This is a genomic window from Streptomyces sp. NPDC050625 (assembly GCF_040654755.1).
In the GTDB taxonomy this organism is placed as follows: domain Bacteria; phylum Actinomycetota; class Actinomycetes; order Streptomycetales; family Streptomycetaceae; genus Streptomyces.
The window spans coordinates 488,056-508,411 of the sequence record NZ_JBFAIQ010000005.1; the positions used below are offsets into that span (position 1 = coordinate 488,056).

The 20,356-nt window shown below is 71.4% G+C and carries 20 protein-coding genes; 15 read left to right on the top strand and 5 right to left on the bottom strand.

Features of this window, described 5'->3' with window-relative positions; all coding sequences use genetic code 11:
* Positions 1-27: 27 nt before the first annotated feature.
* Positions 28-1,179, top strand: a complete 1,152-nt coding sequence (locus tag AB0I54_RS15420; protein WP_363296464.1) for an NADH-quinone oxidoreductase subunit D — start codon at positions 28-30, stop codon at positions 1,177-1,179.
* A 6-nt stretch (positions 1,180-1,185) separates the two neighbouring features.
* Here the strand turns inward: AB0I54_RS15420 and AB0I54_RS15425 are convergent, their stop codons facing one another.
* Positions 1,186-2,232, bottom strand: coding sequence for an SAM-dependent methyltransferase (locus AB0I54_RS15425; RefSeq protein ID WP_363296465.1), 1,047 nt, complete (start codon positions 2,230-2,232; stop codon positions 1,186-1,188).
* 118 nt (positions 2,233-2,350) lie between these two features.
* On the opposite strand from AB0I54_RS15425, the gene AB0I54_RS15430 reads away from it, so the two are divergent.
* The 3 genes from AB0I54_RS15430 (at position 2,351) to AB0I54_RS15440 (ending at position 5,061) form a co-directional block, all read left to right on the top strand.
* Complete coding sequence (locus tag AB0I54_RS15430) at positions 2,351-3,556, top strand: sensor histidine kinase (RefSeq protein WP_363296466.1); 1,206 nt, start codon at positions 2,351-2,353, stop codon at positions 3,554-3,556.
* Between the two features lie 124 nt (positions 3,557-3,680).
* Positions 3,681-4,352, top strand: coding sequence for a response regulator transcription factor (locus tag AB0I54_RS15435; protein WP_363296467.1), 672 nt, complete (start codon positions 3,681-3,683; stop codon positions 4,350-4,352).
* 76 nt (positions 4,353-4,428) lie between these two features.
* Positions 4,429-5,061, top strand: coding sequence for an AAA family ATPase (locus AB0I54_RS15440; RefSeq protein WP_363296468.1), 633 nt, complete (start codon positions 4,429-4,431; stop codon positions 5,059-5,061).
* Positions 5,062-5,099: 38 nt separating this feature from the next.
* Here the strand turns inward: AB0I54_RS15440 and AB0I54_RS15445 are convergent, their stop codons facing one another.
* Together AB0I54_RS15445 and AB0I54_RS15450 are read right to left on the bottom strand one after the other, a co-directional pair.
* Positions 5,100-6,206, bottom strand: coding sequence for a DUF5937 family protein (locus AB0I54_RS15445; protein WP_363296469.1), 1,107 nt, complete (start codon positions 6,204-6,206; stop codon positions 5,100-5,102).
* A gap of 120 nt (positions 6,207-6,326) precedes the next feature.
* On the bottom strand, positions 6,327-7,499 hold the full coding sequence (locus AB0I54_RS15450; RefSeq protein ID WP_363296470.1) for a beta-eliminating lyase-related protein: 1,173 nt from the start codon (positions 7,497-7,499) through the stop codon (positions 6,327-6,329).
* 205 nt (positions 7,500-7,704) lie between these two features.
* On the opposite strand from AB0I54_RS15450, the gene AB0I54_RS15455 reads away from it, so the two are divergent.
* The 10 genes from AB0I54_RS15455 to AB0I54_RS15500 all read left to right on the top strand — a co-directional run bounded on the left by AB0I54_RS15455 (position 7,705) and on the right by AB0I54_RS15500 (position 16,026).
* Positions 7,705-8,625, top strand: a complete 921-nt coding sequence (locus AB0I54_RS15455) for a DUF2520 domain-containing protein (protein WP_363296471.1) — start codon at positions 7,705-7,707, stop codon at positions 8,623-8,625.
* Between the two features lie 70 nt (positions 8,626-8,695).
* A complete protein-coding gene (panC, locus tag AB0I54_RS15460) occupies positions 8,696-9,697 on the top strand; it encodes a pantoate--beta-alanine ligase (RefSeq protein WP_363296472.1) in 1,002 nt (333 codons plus the stop codon).
* The gene (locus AB0I54_RS15465; RefSeq protein ID WP_363296473.1) at positions 9,694-11,415 is read left to right on the top strand and encodes an L-aspartate oxidase; all 1,722 of its coding nucleotides are present in this window, start codon (positions 9,694-9,696) and stop codon (positions 11,413-11,415) included. The genes panC and AB0I54_RS15465 overlap by 4 nt, the downstream gene beginning before the upstream one ends.
* A gap of 5 nt (positions 11,416-11,420) precedes the next feature.
* Positions 11,421-12,407: a carboxylating nicotinate-nucleotide diphosphorylase gene (nadC, locus tag AB0I54_RS15470; protein WP_363296474.1), complete on the top strand. Its 987-nt coding sequence runs from the start codon at positions 11,421-11,423 to the stop codon at positions 12,405-12,407.
* A 5-nt stretch (positions 12,408-12,412) separates the two neighbouring features.
* Positions 12,413-13,210, top strand: coding sequence for a type III pantothenate kinase (locus AB0I54_RS15475; RefSeq protein WP_363296475.1), 798 nt, complete (start codon positions 12,413-12,415; stop codon positions 13,208-13,210).
* Between the two features lie 252 nt (positions 13,211-13,462).
* Entirely contained in the window at positions 13,463-14,107 is a 645-nt protein-coding gene (locus AB0I54_RS15480; protein ID WP_363296533.1) for a hypothetical protein, read from the top strand.
* Positions 14,108-14,193: 86 nt separating this feature from the next.
* A complete protein-coding gene (locus tag AB0I54_RS15485) occupies positions 14,194-14,370 on the top strand; it encodes a hypothetical protein (RefSeq protein WP_361619734.1) in 177 nt (58 codons plus the stop codon).
* Between the two features lie 123 nt (positions 14,371-14,493).
* Positions 14,494-14,913: a BlaI/MecI/CopY family transcriptional regulator gene (locus AB0I54_RS15490; protein WP_363296476.1), complete on the top strand. Its 420-nt coding sequence runs from the start codon at positions 14,494-14,496 to the stop codon at positions 14,911-14,913.
* Positions 14,914-14,922: 9 nt separating this feature from the next.
* Positions 14,923-15,456 (top strand): amino-acid N-acetyltransferase, encoded by a 534-nt coding sequence (locus tag AB0I54_RS15495; RefSeq protein ID WP_363296477.1) that lies wholly within the window; start codon positions 14,923-14,925, stop codon positions 15,454-15,456.
* Between the two features lie 234 nt (positions 15,457-15,690).
* Positions 15,691-16,026, top strand: a complete 336-nt coding sequence (locus AB0I54_RS15500; RefSeq protein ID WP_030573823.1) for an Lsr2 family protein — start codon at positions 15,691-15,693, stop codon at positions 16,024-16,026.
* Here the strand turns inward: AB0I54_RS15500 and AB0I54_RS15505 are convergent.
* A complete protein-coding gene (locus tag AB0I54_RS15505; RefSeq protein ID WP_363296478.1) occupies positions 16,005-16,712 on the bottom strand; it encodes an SCO3374 family protein in 708 nt (235 codons plus the stop codon). The two genes, AB0I54_RS15500 and AB0I54_RS15505, sit on opposite strands and share 22 nt — an antisense overlap.
* A gap of 430 nt (positions 16,713-17,142) precedes the next feature.
* On the opposite strand from AB0I54_RS15505, the gene AB0I54_RS15510 reads away from it, so the two are divergent.
* Positions 17,143-19,668 carry an ATP-dependent Clp protease ATP-binding subunit gene (locus tag AB0I54_RS15510; RefSeq protein WP_263211115.1) on the top strand — a complete coding sequence of 842 codons (2,526 nt, stop codon included), beginning with the start codon at positions 17,143-17,145 and terminating at the stop codon, positions 19,666-19,668.
* A gap of 85 nt (positions 19,669-19,753) precedes the next feature.
* Here AB0I54_RS15510 and AB0I54_RS15515 read toward each other — a convergent pair whose 3' ends face one another.
* A complete protein-coding gene (locus AB0I54_RS15515; RefSeq protein WP_363296479.1) occupies positions 19,754-20,347 on the bottom strand; it encodes an HAD family acid phosphatase in 594 nt (197 codons plus the stop codon).
* Positions 20,348-20,356: the final 9 nt, after the last annotated feature.

Genomic DNA, 20,356 nt, shown 5'->3' on the forward strand with positions numbered 1-20,356 from the left:
CAAGCCTACGTAGGGGAGACTGTGTCCATGACTCCTACGACGGAGACCACGGTCGGGATCGGCGGCGCCGCGGAGAGCACCGACATGGTGCTGAACATCGGCCCCCAGCACCCCTCCACGCACGGAGTGCTGCGGCTGCGGCTCGTGCTGGACGGCGAGCGCATCGTGCACGCGGAGCCGGTCATCGGCTATATGCACCGGGGCGCGGAGAAGCTCTTCGAGGCCCGCGACTACCGGCAGATCGTGATGCTCGCCAACCGCCACGACTGGCTGTCGGCGTTCTCGAACGAGCTGGGCGTGGTGCTCGCCGTGGAGCGGATGCTCGGCATGGAGGTGCCCGAGCGCGCGGTCTGGACGCGCACGCTGCTGGCCGAGCTGAACCGGGTGCTGAACCACCTGATGTTCCTCGGGTCCTATCCGCTGGAGCTGGGCGGCATCACCCCGGTCTTCTACGCGTTCCGGGAGCGCGAGGTCCTCCAGAACGTCATGGAGGAGGTCTCCGGCGGGCGCATGCACTACATGTTCAACCGCGTCGGCGGTCTGAAGGAGGACCTGCCGGCCGGATGGGCTTCACGCGCGCGTGCGGCCGTCGCCGCCGTGCGCTCGCGCATGGACGTCTTCGACGACCTGGTGCTCGGCAACGAGATCTTCCGGGGGCGTACCCGCGGCGTGGGCGGGCTCACGCCGGAGACCGTGCACGCGTACGGCGTGAGCGGCCCCATCGCGCGCGCCTCGGGCGTCGACTTCGACCTGCGGCGCGACGAGCCCTACCTCGCGTACGGGGAACTCCAGGACACCCTGAAGGTGGTGAGCCGGAGCGAGGGCGACTGCCTGGCCCGCTTCGAGTGCCTCCTGGAGCAGACCCACAACGCGCTGGACCTGGCCGACGCCTGCCTCGACCGGCTCGCCGAGCTGCCGCCCGGCCCGATCAACCAGCGGCTCCCGAAGGTCCTGAAGGCGCCCGAGGGCCACACCTACGCATGGACCGAGAACCCGCTCGGCATCAACGGCTACTACCTGGTCAGCAAGGGTGAGAAGACCCCGTACCGGCTGAAGCTGCGCTCGGCCTCGTACAACAACATCCAGGCCCTGACCGAGCTGCTGCCGGGAACGCTGGTCGCCGACATGGTGGCGATCCTGGGGTCGATGTTCTTCGTGGTCGGGGACATCGACAAGTAGGCCGCTCTAGAGAGGCGCGTCCGGAATTCCAACCGGCTGGAGCAGCCAGCCGAAGTCGCCGAGTCCGCCCGGCGCGGTGAGCTCGGCGGCCTCGCCGGCGCTCGCGAGGGCGCGGACGTATGCCGCGGGGTCGGTGGAGGCGAGAGCGAGCGGAGGGCGTGCGCCCGCGATGCCCAGGGCGCGCAATGCCTCGCGTTGCGTGAGCAGGCGCGCGCCCGGCAGCGTGCGCGCCGTGTGGAGCGTGGCGCAGGCGTCCAGCGCCACGTGCGCCGTGATGTCGCACGAACCGTCCGGCACGGGCGCCGTCTCCCGCCCTTCCCGGAAGCCGGTGAGCGTCCCGAACGGGGGGCGTGCGTCCGCCGTGTGCGCGTAGTCCACCGCCACCGCGAGCCCCCGCGCGACGCGTGAGACGGCCGACGTCCAGGCGGTGTCCCGGGGCAGCCCGATCTCCGCGCGCAGCCCCTCCTCGGCCGGCAGCGGCCACCATCGCGCGAGCCATCGCGCCTCCGCCCCCGCCAGGGGCTCCCCGAGCCGCTCGGCCCCGTCCTGCCGTACGAGCACCAGCCGCGGGACGCCCGCCGGGTCCACCTCCGCGACCTCGACGGGTACGTTGTCCAGCCACTCGTTGGCGAAGAGCAGCCCGGTGATCCCCTCCGGGGGTTCGCTCAGCCAGATGATCCGTCCATCGAGGTCTTCGGGGCGGTCGGCGACCTCGACGGCGTACCCGCGCGCGCGGGCGGCCACGTCGGCGGGCAGCGCGGCGAGCACGCCGGAGACCAGCTCGCCCCGCCCGGCACCCATGTCGACGAAGTCCAGCGTTCCGGGCCGCCCCAGCGCCTCGTCGACCCGGCACAGCAGCCCCGCCACGGCCCCGGCGAACAGCGGCGAGGCGTGCACCGACGTACGGAAGTGCCCGGCCGGGCCCTCGGGGCGCCGGTAGAAGCCGCCGGGCCCGTACAGCGCCGCCTCGGCCGCGGCCCGCCAGCCACGCCAGTCGCCCGCTGCCCCGCCTGCCGCTTTGTCCGCCGTATCGGCCGCTGTTTCGTCCGTCACCGCAACAGACTAGGCGCACAGATGATCACGGCCTCCACCTTGCGGAGTACGCGCGTCGGGCCCGGATCGATCCTCCGGTTGACCCCTGCACGCATCTCGCTTCCATACTCTGGGTTACGTGCAGCGCCTCTATGACTTCCTCCGCAGGCACCCGACGTGGGTCGACTCCTTCTGGGCCGTCGTCCTCTTCGGGATCTCCGGCGTGAGCGTGACCAGCGTCAACGGGGCCCCTGACCACCACGGATCGGTAGCCGCGGGACTCGCGGTGTCCGCCGTGCTGTGCGTCGTCGTCGCGCTGCGCCGCCGCTTCCCGGAACCGATGCTGCTCCTGGCCGCCGCGACCGGACTGGTGCAGCTGGTCCTGGACATCGAGACGACCGTCGCCGACTTCGCCATGCTGGTGATCACTTACACGGTGGCCACCCTCGGAACGCGCTGGGCCTCCCGCTTCGCCCTGACCATCAGCCTGTGCGCGGCCACCCTGGCGCAGATCCGCTGGCCCGCCGCGGAGGCGAGCCTCCCGGGCAAGGTCGCGATAGCGGTCTTCCAGACGGTGCCCTTCGCCCTGGCCTGGGTGCTGGGCGACTCGATGCGCACCCGCCGCGCCTACTTCGAACAGCTGGAGGAGCGCGCCGCCCGGCTGGAGAAGGAGCGCGAGGCGCAGGCCAAGGTCGCGGTCGCCGCCGAGCGCGCCCGGATCGCGCGCGAGCTGCACGACGTGGTCGCGCACAACGTGTCGGTGATGGTGGTGCAGGCCGACGGCGCCGCCTACGTCCTCGAGGCCGCGCCCGACCAGGCGAAGAAGGCCCTGGAGACGATCTCCTCCACCGGCCGCCAGGCCCTCGCCGAGATGCGCCGCCTGCTGGGCGTCCTGCGCACCGGGGAGCACCAGGAGGTCGGTGAGTACGTCCCGCAGCCCGACGTCGAGCAGATCGACGACCTCGTCGAGCAGTGCCGCAGCTCCGGCCTGCCCGTCGACTTCAAGGTCGAGGGCACCGCGCGCCCACTGCCCAGCGGTGTCGAGCTCACGGCGTACCGCATCGTGCAGGAGGCGCTGACCAACACCCGCAAGCACGGCGGGCCGAACGCGGGCGCCAGCGTGCGCCTGGTCTACTTCGACGACGGGCTGGGCCTGCTCGTCGAGGACGACGGCAAGGGCGCCCCGCACGAGCTGTACGAGGAGGGCGGTGCCGACGGCCAGGGCCACGGCCTGATCGGCATGCGCGAGCGGGTCGGCATGGTGGGCGGCACCCTCGACGCGGGCCCGCGTCCCGGGGGAGGCTTCCGTATCAGCGTCCTGCTCCCGCTCAAACCGGCGCACTGACGCGGCAGCGCACCCCCTGCCGACACCTGTCACGCCCCCCAGCGGACGCACCGGCAGACCGCACGACCAGACCCACAGACATACCGGCAAGCAGTCGGAAAAGACGGAAACGGAAGAGGCCCCGATGACGATCCGCGTGATGCTCGTCGACGACCAGGTGCTGCTGCGCACCGGTTTCCGGATGGTGCTCGCCGCCCAGCCGGACATGGAGGTCGTCGCGGAGGCGGGCGACGGCGTCGAGGCCCTGCAGGTGCTGCGCTCCACCCCCGTCGACGTGGTGCTGATGGACGTCCGCATGCCGAAGCTGGACGGCGTGGAGACCACCCGCCGCGTCTGCTCGGAGCCCGACCCGCCGAAGGTGCTGATCCTGACCACCTTCGACCTCGACGAGTACGCCTTCTCCGGGCTGAAGGCGGGTGCCTCCGGCTTCATGCTCAAGGACGTGCCGCCCGGTGAACTCCTGACCGCGATCCGCGCCGTGCACAGCGGCGACGCCGTCGTCGCCCCCTCCACCACCCGCCGCCTGCTCGACCGCTTCGCGCCGATGCTGCCCGCCACAGGCCGCGAACCCCAGCACAAGGAGCTGGAGCGGCTGACCGACCGTGAGCGCGAGGTCATGGTGCTGGTGGCGCAGGGCCTGTCGAACGGCGAGATCGCGGCCCGGCTGGTGCTGTCCGAGGCGACGGTGAAGACCCACGTCGGCCGCATCCTGACCAAGCTGGGACTGCGGGACCGGGTGCAGGTGGTGGTCCTGGCGTACGAGACGGGGCTGGTACGGGCCGGCGGGCTCGGCTGAGTCCGCGCAACCGCGTCTCGGGGACGGCTCCCGGAAACGTGACTCCCGCGTGACCGGCGGGCACTAGGGTCTGCGCATGCTCCTGTGGATCAACGGCCCCTTCGGGGGCGGCAAGACACAGACCGCACACGAGATCCAGCGTCGGCTTCCGGGCAGCGTGATCTGCGACCCGGAGTACGCCGGCTTCGGCCTGCACCGCACGCTCCCGCCCGAACTGCGCGGAGACTTCCGGGACTTGACCTCCTGGCGACAGGGCGTAGTCGAGGTGCTCGACCTCGCCCTCACCAAGCGCGACGGCGCGGTGATCGCCCCCATGACCGTCACCGATCCCGTCTGCTTCGAGGAGACGGTCGGGCGGCTGCGCGAACTGGGCCACGACGTACGCCACTTCACGCTCCTCGCCCAGCGCGAGACCGTCCTCCGGCGGCTGCGCGAGCGCGGCTTCGGGCACCTCCTGCGCCACGTCGCCGGGAAGAACGCCGGTCTGCGCAGGGAGAGCTGGGCCGTGCGGCAGCTCGACCACTGCCTGGAGCGGCTGAGCGAGCCGGAGTTCGCCGAGCACCTGTGGACCGACCACTCGACCGTGCCGAAGACCGCCGACCGGATCGCCGTCCTGGCCGGGCTGACCCTCAGGCCGAACACCGAGGGAGCGTTGCGGACGCGGCTCAGACAGGTCGGGGTCGGTGTGAAGCACATCCGCTTCGACTGACGGGCGGCCCGGCCGCCCGGCTGTCTCCTGCGGCCCGGCTATCTGAGGATCCCCTCCAGGAAGTCGCTGCCGAGCCGCGCCACCACCGACACGTCCAGCTGGTGCAGGACGTACCGCCCGCGGCGCCGGGTCGTGATCAGGCCCGCCTTCTTGAGGACGCTCAGGTGCCGGGATATCTCGGGGGCGGTCATGCCGTGGACCTGGGCCAGCTCGCTCGTGGTGTATGCGCTGCGGGCGAGATTGCGGCAGATGCGCATGCGGACGGGATGGGACAGGGCGGTCATCCGCAGGGTGAGCTGCTCGACGGAGGGCGGGGCGGCGAGTTCGGGGGAGCCGACCGGATAGTGCAGGACCGGCTGCCAGTCGTACCGGTGCAGCACCATCAGGTGGGGCCAGCCCAGGCTCGTCGGTACGAGCAGGAGGCCGCCGTCCGCCGTGGCCGTACGCCCCTCGCCCAGCTTGTCGACCGTGATCCGGCCGGCCGGCTCGTCCAGGGTCACGACCGGGGACACGGACGCGAGCGCCTCCGCCAGGCCCTTGCGGCGCAGCAGCTCCGTCTTGTGCCGGGCGTCCGCCGCGAGCTGGTGGCGCAGCCGGGACCAGGTCTCCGCGAAGAACGCCTCGTCGCAGTCCTCCAGGAATTGCCGCAGCCAGCCACGGATCCGGGGCGGGTCGGCCAGCAGCCGCTCGGCGAAGCGCATCTGCTGCGGCCCCCGCGCCGCGGCCAGCTCCAAGGCGCGTCGGCGCAGCTCGGCGTCGGCGAGCGGGCCGGGGCCCGGCAGTCCGTAGGGAAGCGCGCAGGTGAACTCAAGTGCTGCGTCCACGAACTGCTCGTCCGTCAGCTTGTCCAGCAGGTCGAGGTCCTCGGCGAGCGTGGCGCCCGGGAGCCCGGACCCGCCCGGGATGCCCGCGAACGGCAGGAACAGATCGGAGAACGTCGTCCGCCACAGGAAGTCGGCCTCGCACATCCGGTCGGCCAGATGCGAGTCGAGCCGGGCACTCACGCCGGTGACCCAGCCCTGCAGCCCCGGGTGGTGCCCCGGCTCGGACAGCGCGTGCAGCGCCATGCCGAGCTCGGCCAGGGGCGAGGGCACGACGGCGACCCTCTCCGGCCGCAGCCCCGCGATGTCGATGCGCACGCTCATGCCCCCATGGTGCACGCCGCCACTGACAAGCCCGTCCCCGATTGACGGCGGCCGTCAATCGGGGACTTCCCGCCTCGGCCGGCGCGGCCCGGCCGGTGCCGTCACCCGCGGATCTTGTGGTTAGGCCTTCTCCGGCAACCTGGTCGCGAAGTCCGCGACGGCCGCCCGTACGTCGGCCGCCGTCCACTCCAGGCCCGCGGAGCGCACCGTGACCTCGGTGAGGGCAAGGCCGGGGCCGCCCGGCTGCCAGCCGTTGCCGAACAGGAGCGTCCCGGTCTCCTCGGCCTGGCGCACCGCCGCCTCCGCCACCACCTCGGGGTCGTACGGCAGCCACACCTGGAACTCGTGGGTGTGCGGCTCCTCGGGGTTCACCCGCGCCCAGGGCACCCCGGCCGCCGCGAACCCCTCGCGCAGCGCGGCGGCCACCACGCGCGCGTGGCGCACGTAGTCCGGCAGCCGGGGCAGCTCCCGCTCCAGCCCGGCGAACGCCGACAGCGCGGTGGGGAACTGCTGGAAGACCATGCCGCCGTACCGGTGCCGCCAGGTCTTGGCCTCCTCCACCAGGGTCTTCGGACCGGCGAGCGCGGCTCCGCCGAAGCCGTCGAGGGACTTGTAGAACGAGACGTAGACGCTGTCCGCGAGGCCGGCGATCTCGTCCAGGGTGCGGTCGAAGTGGACGGTGGACTCCCACAGGCGCGCCCCGTCGAAGTGCACCACCGCGTCGCGCTCCCGGGCGGCCGCGACGAGCTCGGTGAGCTCCTCCCACGAAGGCAGTACGAAACCGGCGTCCCTGAGGGGCAGTTCCAGCATCAGCGTCCCGAAGGGCTCCGGGAAGTCGCGTATCTCCTCCGCGGTGGGGAGCCGGGGCGCATCGGTCACCCGGACCGGGCGCAACCCGCTGACCTGGCTGAACGCGTTCCGCTCATGCACCTCGGGGTGGGCCAGCGCATGCAGGGCGACCGTGGGGTCGCCGGTGCGGCCCGCCCAGCAGCGCAGCGCCACCTGCTGGGCCATCGTGCCGGTCGGGAAGAACGCGGCCGCCTCCGTGCCCAGCAGCGCGGCGACCCGTTCCTCCAGGGACGCGACGATCCGGTCGCCGTACATGTCCGTCGGTTCGTCCAGGTCGTACACCTGGGGCGGAGTCTCCCGCAGCAGCGCGAGCCGTTCGCGGATCGTGCCCCGCCAGCCCGCGCGCGACAGGACGCGCTGTGCGTTCCGGTGGGCCGCCGACCGCCGCTCCCGCAACCGCTCCCGTGCCGAGCGCTCTTCGCCCTGTTCACCCGTATCAGTCATGCGCCGGATCATGCCCTGTCGGCCTCCGCGCGAGCAGCCGGATTTTCGCCGGGAGAGCCGCCGCCGGGCCCGCCGGGACCGCCGTGCGGACGTGTGGAAACCCACAGCCTGTGGACAACGCGATCGGTCCTCAAGCCGATAGCGTTAACATGACGAGAAATCGTCCGGTACCCAGAGCGGACTGGAACGGGAAGGCCACCGTGGCGTGAGTACAGACCAGCAGCCAGACCTCAAGGACCGCCCCGCGCGGCTCACCGTCGGCGTCGTCGGCGCCGGCCGCGTGGGCCCCGCGCTGGCCGCGTCCCTCCAGCTCGCCGGGCACCGCCCGGTGGCCGTCTCCGCGGTCTCCGAGGCCTCCCGGCGACGTGCCGCGCTGATGCTGCCCGACGTTCCGGTCGCCCCGCCCGCCGACGTCCTCCAGCGCTCCGACCTGGTGCTGCTCACGGTCCCCGACGACACCCTGCCCGGCCTGGTGGCGGGCCTCGCCGAGACCGGCGCGGTACGCCCGGGCCAGCTGCTCGTGCACACCTCCGGGCGGTACGGCGCGAAGGTCCTTGACCCCGCCCTGCGCGCGGGCGCGCTGCCGCTGGCCCTGCACCCCGCGATGACCTTCACCGGCACCCCGGTGGACGTCCAGCGGCTCGCCGGATGCTCCTTCGGCGTCACCGCCCCAGAGGAACTGCGGCTGGCCGCCGAGGCCCTCGTCATCGAGATGGGCGGCGAGCCCGAGTGGATCGCCGAGGAGAACCGCCCGCTCTACCACGCGGCCCTCGCCCTCGGCTCCAACCACCTGGTGACCCTGGTCGCCCAGTCCATGGAGCTGCTGCGCACCGCCGGCGTCGAGGCCCCCGACCGGATGCTCGGCCCGCTGCTCGGCGCCGCCCTGGACAACGCCCTGCGCTCCGGCGACGCGGCGCTGACCGGGCCGGTCGCGCGCGGCGACGCGGGCACGGTCGCCGCGCACGTCGCCGAACTGCGCAGGCACTCCCCGCAGACCGTCGCGGGCTATCTGGCGATGGCCCGCGCGACCGCCGACCGCGCGCTGGCGCACGGGCTGCTGAAGCCGGAACTCGCGGAGGACCTCCTCGGGGTGCTCGCCGGCCGGACCGAGGGGGACACCCGATGAGCCGGTCCGGGCCCACGACCGCGCAGGAGAGCCGTCCGACCACACGTGTGCCCCGGAACGGAGACTTCCGATGACCACCGCCCTGCTGAGCACCGCCGACGAGCTGCACGCGCGTGTGCGTCACGGTCGCCGTGCCGTGGTGATGACCATGGGCGCCCTGCACGAGGGCCACGCCACGCTCGTCCGCAGCGCGCGCGAGATCGCCGGGCCGGACGGCGAGGTCGTCGTCACCGTCTTCGTCAACCCGCTGCAGTTCGGCGCGGGCGAGGACCTCGACCGCTACCCGCGCACCCTGGAAGCCGACCTGAAGATCGCCGAACAGTCCGGCGCGGACGCCGTGTTCGCCCCCTCCGTGGACGAGGTCTACCCCGGCGGCGAACCCCAGGTGCGCATCACCGCGGGCCCCATGGGCGAGCGCCTGGAGGGCTCCTCGCGGCCCGGGCACTTCGACGGCATGCTCACCGTGGTCGCCAAGCTGCTCCACCTCACCCGCCCCGACGTGGCCCTCTTCGGCCAGAAGGACGCCCAGCAGCTGGCCCTGATCCGCCGCATGGTGCGGGACCTGAACTTCGGCGTCGACATCGTCGCCGTACCGACCGTGCGCGAGGAGGACGGCCTCGCCCTGTCTAGCCGCAACCGGTATCTCTCGCCCCAGGAGCGGCACACGGCCCTCGCCCTGTCCCAGTCCCTGTTCGCCGGCCGCGACCGGCACGCCGCGCAGGAGGCGCTGCGCGCGCGGGCCCTCGAAGTGCCCTCCACGCGCGCGCGTGCCGAGGCGCTCAGCGCCATAGGGGAGTCCCGCGCGGCCGCCGACGCGCACGCCGTCGCCAAGGCCGTGCCCGGGGCCGCCGCGGCCGTCCGCGCCGCCGCCCGCCTGGTCCTGGACGAGGCCGCCCGCCTCGACCCGCCGCTCGAACTGGACTACCTCGCCCTGGTCGACCCGTCCGACTTCACCGACATCGGTGACGACTTCACCGGCGAAGCCGTCCTCGCCGTCGCCGCCCGGGTCGGGACGACCCGGCTGATCGACAACCTCCCTCTCACCTTCGGAACCTTCGGAGCCGCCTCGTGACCAGCACAGGCATACGACTGCACGCGCCCGCCCCCGGGTGGTCCATCTCCGCGGACGTGGTGGTCGTCGGCTCCGGGGTCGCCGGCCTCACCGCGGCCCTGCGCTGCGAGGCCGCGGGCCTGAAGACCGTCGTGGTCACCAAGGCCCGGCTCGACGACGGCTCCACGCGCTGGGCGCAGGGCGGCATCGCCGCGGCCCTCGGCGAGGGCGACACCCCCGAACAGCACCTGGACGACACCCTGGTCGCGGGCGCGGGCCTGTGCGACGAGGAGGCCGTACGGATCCTCGTCACGGAGGGGCCCGACGCGGTACGGCGGCTCATCGACACCGGCGCGCACTTCGACGAGTCCTCCGAAGGGCGACTGGAGCTCACCCGCGAGGGCGGCCACCACCGCCGCCGCATCGCGCACGCCGGCGGCGACGCCACCGGCGCGGAGATCTCCCGGGCGCTCGTCGAGGCCGTACGTGCGCGTGGCCTGCGCACGATCGAGAACGCGCTGGTCCTGGACCTGCTGACGGACGCGGACGGCCGTACCGCGGGTGTCAGCCTGCACGTCATGGGCGAGGGCCAGCACGACGGCGTGGGCGCCGTGCACGCCCCCGCGGTGGTTCTCGCGACCGGCGGCATGGGGCAGGTCTTCTCGGCGACCACCAACCCGTCCGTGTCCACGGGCGACGGCGTGGCCCTCGCGCTGCGCGCCGGCGCGGAGGTATCCGACCTGGAGTTCGTGCAGTTCCACCCGACCGTGCTGTTCCTCGGCACCGACGCGGAGGGCCAGCAGCCGCTGGTCTCCGAGGCGGTGCGCGGCGAGGGCGCCCACCTGGTCGACGCCGACGGGGTGCGCTTCATGATCGGGCAGCACGAACTGGCCGAGCTCGCGCCCCGGGACATCGTCGCCAAGGGCATCATGCGGCGCATGCAGGAGCAGGACGCCGGGCACATGTTCCTCGACGCCCGGCACTTCGGCGCCGACATGTGGGAGCACCGCTTCCCGACGATCCTGGCCGCCTGCCGCGCCAACGGCATCGACCCGGTCACCGAGCCCATCCCGATCGCCCCGGCCGCCCACTACGCCTCCGGCGGCGTGCGCACCGACGCCCGGGGCCGCACGACCGTCCCGGGCCTGTACGCGTGCGGCGAGGTCGCCTGCACCGGCGTGCACGGCGCGAACCGGCTCGCCTCCAACTCCCTCCTGGAAGGGCTCGTCTACGCCGAGCGGATCGCCGCCGACATCGCGGCGAGCCACGCGGGCAACGGCCTGCACGCGCGCGTGCCCGAGCCGGTCGAGCACCCCGAGACGCCCGCCCACCCGCTCCTCGCCCCCGAGGCCCGGTTCGCGATCCAGCGGATCATGGCCGAGGGCGCGGGCGTCCTGCGCTCGGACGACTCCCTCGCCAAGGCCGCCGACCAGCTCCAGCAGCTGCACACCGAGGCCCGCGACGCCCTCGACGAGAACGGCAAGACCGCCGAGCCGGGCGTCGACACCTGGGAGGCCACCAACCTCATGTGCGTGGCCCGCGTCCTGGTCGCCGCCGCGCGGCTGCGCGAGGAGACCCGCGGCTGCCACTGGCGCGAGGACCGCGCCGACCGCGACGACGCCGGCTGGCGGCGCCACATCGTCGTACGGCTGAATCCGGACCGCACGTTGGCCGTACGCACCACCGACACCGCAGACTTCCCCCCTACCCAGCACCACCCGCGTCCCCAGGAGCAGTGACAGAAGTGAGCACCGACGACCTTCCCCTCGCCCCCACCGGCGGCTGCGCCGACGGCTGCGCCTGCGGCGCCGAGGGTGCCGAAGGAGACGACGCGTACCTGGAGTGCGGGCTCGACCCCGCGCTCGCGCAGCTCCTGGCCGACGCCGGACTCGACCCGGTGGAGGTCGAGGACATCGCCAACGTGGCCATCCAGGAGGACCTCGCCCACGGCGTGGACGTGACGAGTGTCGCGACCATCCCCGAGGACGCCGTGGCCACCGGCGACTTCACCGCACGCGAGGCGGGCGTGGTGGCCGGCCTCCGGGTCGCCGAGGCCGTGCTCTCCGTGGTCTGCACGGACGAGTTCGAGGTCGAGCGGCACGTCGAGGACGGCGACCGGGTAGAGGCCGGGCAGAAGCTCCTGTCGGTCACCACGCACACCCGAGACCTGCTGACCGGCGAGCGCAGCGCGCTCAACCTGCTGTGCCGTCTGTCGGGCATCGCGACCGCCACGCGCGCGTGGGAGGACGTCCTGGAGGGCACGAAGGCCCGGGTCCGGGACACCCGCAAGACGACGCCGGGCCTCAGGTCGCTGGAGAAGTTCGCGGTGCGCTGCGGTGGCGGTGTCAACCACCGCATGTCGCTGTCGGACGCGGCGCTGGTGAAGGACAACCACGTGGTCGCCGCGGGCGGCGTCGCCCAGGCCTTCGAGGCCGTGCGGGCGGCCTTCCCCGACGTGCCGATCGAGGTCGAGGTCGACACCCTGCACCAGCTGCGCGAGGTCGTGGACGCGGGCGCCGACCTGATCCTGCTGGACAACTTCACGCCCCTGGAGTGCGAGGAGGCGGTGGCGATCGTCGACGGACGGGCGATGCTGGAGGCCTCCGGCCGGCTCACGCTGGAGAACGCCAAGGCCTACGCGGACACCGGCGTGGACTACCTGGCCGTCGGGGCCCTGACCCACTCCTCGCCGATCCTGGACATCGGCCTGGACCTGCGCGAGGCGGAGTAACGGCCATGCTCCTCACGATCGACGTGGGCAACACCCAGACCGTTCTCGGCCTGTTCGACGGCGATGACATCGTCGAGCACTGGCGGATCTCCACGGACCCGCGCCGCACGGCGGACGAGCTGGCGGTGCTGCTGCAGGGCCTGATGGGCATGCACCCGCTCCTCGGCGACGACCTCGGGGACGGCATCGACGGCATCGCGATCTGCGCGACCGTCCCGTCGGTGCTGCACGAGCTGCGCGAGGTGACCCGGCGCTACTACGGCGACGTGCCCGCCGTGCTGGTGGAGCCCGGCGTGAAGACCGGCGTGCCGATCCTCACCGACAACCCCAAGGAGGTCGGCGCGGACCGCATCATCAACGCGGTGGCGGCCGTCGAGCTGTACGGGGGCCCCGCGATCGTCGTGGACTTCGGTACGGCGACGACGTTCGACGCGGTGTCCGCGCGCGGGGAGTACGTCGGCGGTGTCATCGCGCCCGGCATCGAGATCTCCGTCGAGGCGCTCGGCGTCCGGGGCGCGCAGCTGCGCAAGATCGAGGTCGCCCGTCCCCGGAGCGTGATCGGCAAGAACACGGTCGAGGCCATGCAGTCGGGCATCGTGTACGGGTTCGCCGGGCAGGTCGACGGCGTGGTGAGCCGGATGGCCCGGGAACTCGCCGACGACCCCGAGGACGTGACGGTGATCGCGACGGGCGGCCTGGCCCCGATGGTCCTCGGCGAGTCGTCGGTCATCGACGAACACGAGCCGTGGCTGACCCTGATCGGACTACGCCTGGTGTACGAACGCAACGTCTCGCGCATGTGACCACGGCACCGACCCACGAGGACGCCGGTGCCCGATCCACCAACCGGCCGGGCACCCTTCCACGTGCCACGCTCCGCGTCCGGGTGGATGGATGGCCAGGCCGGAGACGGCGGTGGGCAGCCCGGAGCCCGGTAGGGCGGGGCAGCGGCCAGGTGGGTGGCTTGTGGGCGCCACGCCCCGCTGCTGTGTCGGGTTTGTCTGATTAGTGCGTATCTTCGGTGCATGCCCACGCCATACGGATCCCGCGGCGGCATGGTGTTCGGTGTGGCGGAGCTGCGTGTGCTCCGCCGCGCTCTCGCCCTCGCCCTTCACCCCGGTCCCACCTCGGCAGAGGACGTCCAGGACTGTCTGAGCCTCGCCGATGCGCTCGACGAGGCGATGCGCGAGGGCGCCCGGCTGCGCGCCTTCCTGGTGGCCGACCTCGCCCGGTACCGCGCCGCCCTGCCCGGGACGGCCACCGGGTACTTCACCCTCCTGGACGAGGCGCTGGAGGCCGGTTACCGGCCCGTCGGGGACGACCTCGCCGCGCTGCGTGCGCTGAGCGGAAGTCCGGTCGCCGCGGCCCTCCTGGAGCGCTGTGAGGGGCCCGTGCGCGGCGCGGGCCGAGGCGCCGGGCTCCCGAGCGTGCCCGCCTGCCGTACGCCCGTACAGGCCCGTACACGGCTGATGGCCCTTCCCGGGGGCGTGAGGGGTGCAAGGGGCGCGAGCGAGGAGCAGGGGAAGAAGCCCACGGAGAAGCCCGCCGAGCGTCCCGCGGAGCGTCCGGGACCCGAGCCCGCCGAGCCCGCCGCCCCCAAGCCCTCCCGGCCCATTCCGACCCCGGGCGAGGTCTTCCCGCGCCGGAAGCCGTCCTCGCCGCCCGCCGATCCGCCGCAGCACCGGCTCGCGGCGGGCTGACGGACACGGCCGACGGGCGACGTGCCGAAACAGGGATGGGTCCACCCCAACCCGGCTGTTCGTCCCCCCGTGGCTACCCTGGTCGCATGGACTACGTCTCCGCGCTCGTGCCCCCGGTCGTCATGGCCGTGTTCTTCATCGGTCTGGTCCGCGTGATCGTGAAGACCCAGGGCGGTGCCGCCAAGGCCAAGGAGGACGCCGTCGTCGACGCCATCGCGCGCGCGGAGGGCGCACGGAAGGCCTCCGCCGGCACCGACGCCTGAACGTACGCCGACCGGCGTTCGACGACGCCCGCACCCCTTTTGTCCGCGTTTGGCGCTGAAAGTGCACGTCCGGCACGCCATTGCCGGGATCTCCCACTATTGTTCTGAGTTGTGCCTCGCCCATTGGGAGAACTCGAAGACGCGGTCATGACGCGGGTGTGGAAGTGGAACCGCCCGGTGACCGTTCGAGAAGTCCTTGAAGACCTTCAGCAGGAACGGTCCATCGCGTACACCACGGTGATGACCGTTTTGGACAATCTCCATCAGAAGGGCTGGGTGCGCCGCGAGGCGGAAGGCCGGGCCTATCGATATGAGGCCGTCTCCACGCGCGCCGCGTACGCCGCCGCCCTGATGAACGACGCCTGGTCGCAGAGCGACAACCCGGCCGCCGCTCTCGTCGCCTTCTTCGGGATGATGAGCGACGAACAGCGACAGGCCCTCAGGGACGCGGTACGGATCGTCCAGGGTCCGGAAACCATGGATACCCCCTCCGATACCGGCGCCGAGAACCCCGGCTCCGCACAGGGCGGCGGCGGGCGATAGCGTCCGCTCATGTCAGCAGAGCGTCCCGAAGTCACCGCTAAAGCCATCACGGTCCGACGGGCCCGGACCAGCGATGTGCCGGCTGTGCGCCGCCTCCTCGACGTGTACGTCCGAGACCGCATCCTGCTCGACAAAGCGACCGTCACGCTTTACGAGGACATCCAGGAGTTCTGGGTCGCGGAACGGGACGACAACGCCGAGGTGGTCGGCTGCGGCGCACTGCACGTGATGTGGGAAGACCTCGCGGAAGTCCGAACTCTCGCGGTGAAGCCCGGACTGAAGGGCGCGGGCGTCGGCCATCAGTTGCTGAAGAAGTTGCTGCACACCGCGCGCTGGCTCGGCGTTCGCCGTGTTTTCTGTCTGACCTTCGAAGTCGACTTCTTCGAGAAGCACGGCTTCGTGGAGATCGGCGAGACACCCGTCGACACCGATGTCTACGCGGAGCTGTTGCGTTCCTATGACGAGGGTGTCGCGGAGTTCCTCGGTCTCGAACGAGTGAAACCGAACACCTTGGGCAACAGCCGGATGCTTCTGCATCTGTGATCGCCGCGCTTGGTCCGGTATTCCGGCCCTGCGGCCATGCCCAGGTTCCCTATGTCCGAAACGCGCATGTTTCCAGGGCGGGGGCGGCCCCTGAGTCTCTCCCAGGGGTTTGTGTTTTTCCAGCAAAAGCGGTTTGCTTTCCGACGTACTGCAGTACTGCATATAACAGGGGGCGGCGAAACGGCGGACGCCGCAGACCCCCGACCCTTGAAGTTATCGATGAAAGGAAATCCGGTGGCACAGAAGGTTCAGGTCCTTCTTGTCGACGACCTCGACGGCGGCGAGGCGGACGAGACCGTGACGTTCGCGCTGGACGGCAAGACGTACGAGATCGACCTCACGACCGCCAATGCGGACAAGCTGCGTGGCCTTCTTGAGCCCTATGTGAAGGGCGGTCGGCGTACCGGTGGCCGTGCTTCGGGCGGGCGCGGAAAGGCCCGTGCCGCTTCCGGTGGCAGCCAGGACACCGCGCAGATCCGTGCCTGGGCCAAGGAGAACGGTTACGAGGTCAACGACCGTGGCCGTGTTCCGGCGTCCATCCGCGAGGCCTACGAGAAGGCCAACGGCTGAGAAACCGGCGGCCCGGCGCATACGCGTCGCAGCCGGATCCGGTGGCACTGCGTCGCCACCGTGTCCACGAGTCGTACGAGATCGGGGGCGCCCTCCACGCCCCCCATGGCCGACAGCGTCGACAGCGTCGGCAGCGAAGCCTCGGCCCCGCACCCCGGCTCGGGGGGCCGCAGCCACACGGCGGCCCCCTCCACGGAGCCGGCGGCGCGCAGGGCGGAACCGGCACCGGAGCGGCCCCGGGGCAGCGGCCGGGGCCCGGTGGAGGCCCGCTCGGGAGGCAGTGGCGCGTCCATGCGCCCGCCCGCGCCCAGCGCGACGAGATCGAGGGCCAGCGTGCCCCACTCCAGCCAGTCCAGCAGCCCCGGAAGCTCCTCCGCGCTGCCCGCGGCCACCAGCAGCCGCATCCGGTCCCCCTGAAGGGCCACGGGAGAGCCCGGCCCCAGGTGCCGCAGCGCCACGGCGCCCGCCTCGGCCGGCACGTCCAGCACATCGAAGCGCAGCCCCGTGATGAGCCGTACCGGCTCACCGGGCACTGTCGGCCACCCCAGTTCGTTCTCGTACCAGTGCCGGATCCGGGCCGCGGGGTCGCCCGGGCCGGCCGGACCGTAGGGGTCGTACGGACCGGAGGGATCATGCGTATCGAGTGGACGACGGGGGAGCGGAAGCTTGGGGACTGCGCCAGCCATGCCAAGTGCAACCGCCGAAGACCCTCGCGAGTTACGCTGAGTGTTCAATCGACAGCGGAGAGTGTCCGAAGAGGGGGCTTGAGGGGGCCCGGGCAGACGCAAGGTTGTTCGCCCATAGCGGAGGGAACCGGTGCGCACGGCATGGAGTGTCAGTCCGTACGGGTAAGACATCCCTAGTGGGAGGGGGCGACACGCAGGGCGGGCCGTCTCACGTTCGCCATCGGCGTACTGGAGACAGGGGTAACTGCCTGGCCTGCGGGAACATCGTCTCGCACCATCGGGTTGGAGCATATGTCGGCGTTCGGGGTCAGGAGGCCATCGACGGTGTCGGCAGTTGGAATGAGCGGTCCCCGCTTGCGGGACTAAGCTGCGGAAGGACAGGGAGGGGAAGTTCCCCCCACTGCCTGACCGCTCTGAGGAGCGATTAACGATGTTCGAGAGGTTCACCGACCGCGCGCGGCGGGTTGTCGTCCTGGCTCAGGAAGAAGCCCGGATGCTCAACCACAACTACATCGGCACCGAGCACATCCTCCTGGGCCTGATCCACGAGGGTGAGGGTGTCGCCGCCAAGGCCCTTGAGAGCCTCGGGATTTCGCTCGAGGCGGTCCGCCAGCAGGTGGAGGAGATCATCGGCCAGGGCCAGCAGGCCCCGTCCGGGCACATTCCCTTCACCCCCCGTGCCAAGAAGGTCCTGGAGCTGTCGCTCCGTGAGGCTCTTCAGCTGGGCCACAACTACATCGGCACGGAGCACATCCTGCTCGGCCTGATCCGTGAGGGCGAGGGCGTCGCCGCCCAGGTCCTGGTCAAGCTGGGTGCCGATCTCAACCGTGTCCGCCAGCAGGTCATCCAGCTGCTGTCGGGCTACCAGGGCAAGGAGACCGCCACCGCCGGCGGCCCGGCCGAGGGCACCCCCTCGACCTCCCTCGTCCTGGACCAGTTCGGCCGGAACCTCACCCAGGCCGCTCGTGAGTCCAAGCTCGACCCGGTCATCGGGCGCGAGAAGGAGATCGAGCGGGTCATGCAGGTGCTGTCCCGCCGTACGAAGAACAACCCGGTCCTGATCGGTGAGCCCGGCGTCGGCAAGACCGCCGTCGTCGAGGGTCTCGCCCAGGCCATCGTCAAGGGCGAGGTGCCCGAGACGCTCAAGGACAAGCACCTCTACACGCTGGACCTCGGCGCCCTGGTCGCCGGCTCCCGCTACCGCGGTGACTTCGAGGAGCGCCTGAAGAAGGTGCTCAAGGAGATCCGCACCCGTGGCGACATCATCCTGTTCATCGACGAGCTCCACACGCTGGTCGGTGCGGGTGCCGCCGAGGGCGCCATCGACGCCGCCTCGATCCTGAAGCCGATGCTGGCCCGCGGTGAGCTGCAGACCATCGGTGCGACCACGCTGGACGAGTACCGCAAGCACCTGGAGAAGGACGCGGCCCTGGAGCGCCGCTTCCAGCCCATCCAGGTCGCCGAGCCGTCCCTGCCGCACACGATCGAGATCCTCAAGGGTCTGCGCGACCGCTACGAGGCCCACCACCGTGTCTCGATCACGGACGAGGCCCTGGTCCAGGCCGCCACCCTGGCCGACCGCTACATCTCGGACCGCTTCCTGCCGGACAAGGCGATCGACCTGATCGACGAGGCCGGTTCCCGGATGCGTATCCGCCGGATGACCGCGCCGCCGGACCTGCGCGAGTTCGACGAGAAGATCGCCGCCGTCCGCCGGGACAAGGAGTCCGCGATCGACTCGCAGGACTTCGAGAAGGCCGCCTCCCTGCGCGACAAGGAGAAGCAGCTCCTGGCCGCCAAGGCCAAGCGGGAGAAGGAGTGGAAGGCCGGCGACATGGACGTCGTCGCCGAGGTCGACGGCGAGCTGATCGCCGAGGTCCTCGCCACGGCCACCGGCATCCCGGTCTTCAAGCTGACCGAGGAGGAGTCCAGCCGCCTGCTCCGCATGGAGGAGGAGCTGCACAAGCGGGTCATCGGCCAGGACGACGCCGTCAAGGCGCTGTCGAAGGCGATCCGCCGTACGCGCGCGGGCCTGAAGGACCCGAAGCGTCCGGGTGGCTCGTTCATCTTCGCCGGTCCGTCCGGTGTCGGTAAGACCGAGCTGTCCAAGGCGCTCGCCGAGTTCCTCTTCGGCGACGAGGACGCGCTGATCTCCCTCGACATGTCGGAGTTCAGCGAGAAGCACACGGTGTCGCGGCTCTTCGGTTCGCCCCCCGGCTACGTGGGCTACGAAGAGGGCGGCCAGCTGACCGAGAAGGTCCGCCGCAAGCCGTTCTCCGTCGTCCTCTTCGACGAGGTCGAGAAGGCTCACCCGGACATCTTCAACTCGCTGCTGCAGATCCTGGAGGACGGTCGTCTGACCGACTCCCAGGGCCGGGTCGTGGACTTCAAGAACACGGTCATCATCATGACGACCAACCTCGGCACCCGGGACATCTCCAAGGGCTTCAACCTGGGCTTCGCGGCCACGGGTGACACGAAGTCCAACTACGAGCGCATGAAGAACAAGGTGTCGGACGAGCTCAAGCAGCACTTCCGCCCCGAGTTCCTGAACCGCGTCGACGACGTGGTCGTCTTCCCGCAGCTGACGCAGGCGGACATCCTGCGGATCGTCGACCTGATGATCGGCAAGGTGGACGAGCGCCTGAAGGACCGGGACATGGGCATCGAGCTCTCCCAGTCCGCCAAGGAGCTGCTGTCCAAGAAGGGTTACGACCCCGTGCTGGGCGCCCGGCCGCTGCGCCGCACCATCCAGCGCGAGATCGAGGACTCGCTGTCGGAGAAGATCCTCTTCGGCGAGCTGCGCCCCGGTCACATCGTGGTCGTGGACACCGAGGGCGAGGGCGAGACGAAGACCTTCACCTTCCGGGGTGAGGAGAAGTCGGCGCTGCCCGACGTCCCGCCGATCGAGCAGGCGGCCGGCGGTGCCGGGCCGAACCTGAGCAAGGACGCCTGACCCCCCGCGGGTCGAGCCGACGAAAGGGGCCGGTGCTTTCGAGCACCGGCCCCTTTCGCATGCGCTGCGTCGCGAGGACCCGCGGTTACGACAACTGGCCGTCGTAGTCGGGCAGCTTGAACGTCTTCTCGGCGTGGCCGCCCGACAGGTCGGTGGCGCTGTTGCCGATGTTCGCGATGATCGTGTAGCCCTTGTTCTCGATCGCGACGCGCTGGGCGGTCTTGTACGTGGCGACGTCCTTGAAGAGGTCGAAGAAGCCGCGGACGTAGAGACCGGAGACGTCATAGCCGTCGTATTCGAGGTTGAACTCGGTGGGCGCGGCGATGATGCCAGGGCGGGCGGTGACGAAGAAGAGGGAGACGCCGTGCTCCTGGGCGTACTTCGCGACGTTCAGGACCGGCTTGTTGGCCGGCTGCGGGTAGCTGAAACCGAAGTCGGTCTCCAGCGTGGTGTTGTCGATGTCGAAGACGATCGCCTGCTTCTCGCCGGGCTTGGCGTCGTCGATACGGTCCTTCAGATACGGCAGGGCCTGGCCCATCACGGTCTGGCAGTCCTGCTGCCAGGTCGCGTAGTCGACCTTGGTGGCGGTCGCGGCGTCGGCCGAGGTGGCCATGGCCGCCAGCGCGGCCGCCGAGACAGCGGTCACGGTGATACGGCGAGCCCAGGGGCGTCTGGTCATCGGTGGGGG